The 965-nt window shown below is 46.8% G+C and carries 1 protein-coding gene; it reads right to left on the bottom strand.

The window, feature by feature from the left end; translation table 11 throughout:
* Positions 1 to 152 precede the first annotated feature (152 nt).
* Positions 153 to 965: Na+/H+ antiporter family protein (locus ACLO87_RS16665; protein WP_173678129.1), on the bottom strand; the 813-nt coding region annotated here is incomplete at its 5' end.

A 965-nucleotide genomic window follows, 5' to 3' on the forward strand; every position in this document is an offset into this window, starting at 1 on the left:
ACATTGATTCTTGGTTTATATCACTATGTTGTATTAATGCAGTATTAATCCAGGCGATTGTTCTGCCCATAAGGAAATACATAGGGAATAAACGATGCTGGAAGTATTACTCTCAGCCATCATTTAATTCCCTATTACTGGCAGCGATAAAATTATCGGCTATCCATGATTAACGTTTCCAGCACATCTAATTCACTGACTATTTTTGCCAGTGTTTCATCACTGACTTCTTGCCTTGCGCGCATCTGGTAAATAGCCGCGCGTTTGGCATTTAACGCCGCCAGATTAAATGTTCTTTCCAGCTTCGCACGCTGCATATGCAGGGAATTATCATTAGGCGACATATCCTCTTCACTATGTCGCATATAACCGATAACTCTGGCCCCCGTTTCCATAATCAACTCGTTATCGAGGTTTTCTGTTCTGGCGCGCAGCAAACGTTGCTCGGTCTTTTGCACACTCAGTATGGCCATTTTAGCCATAAACAGATCGGCAGCTTCCTCTTCTTTTTGTCGGTTATCGCTGAAAATCCCCACATTTTTCCCCAGTAATAACGGCAGAATAATAATGCCGCAAACCAGCGAAAAGAGGATCACACCTGTGGCGAGAAATACCAGCAAGTAACGCCCGGGAAAAGGTGTGCCATCCGGCAGCAATAACGGGATAGAAAGCACCCCCGCAAGCGTGATAGCTCCGCGCACCCCCGCAAAGGTCGCCAGCAGCATATGACGCGTTTTATATCCAGCAAACAGCATCGGATGTTTGCCGGGTCGTTTACGGCTATACAGACGCATCAGCCAAAGCCAGCCCAGGCGCACAACCATTAACGCCAGGTAGATCCAAATGACATCAAGGAGCAGCGATCCGGTGTCCACCAGTGGATCGTTTTCTGCACGGATCAGTGATTCCGAAATAATGCCCGGCAGTTGTAAGCCTAAAATCAGAAACACCATGCCGTTAAAGAC

The organism is Paenalcaligenes sp. Me52 (genome assembly GCF_050487965.1).
Lineage (GTDB): Bacteria > Pseudomonadota > Gammaproteobacteria > Burkholderiales > Burkholderiaceae_B > Paenalcaligenes.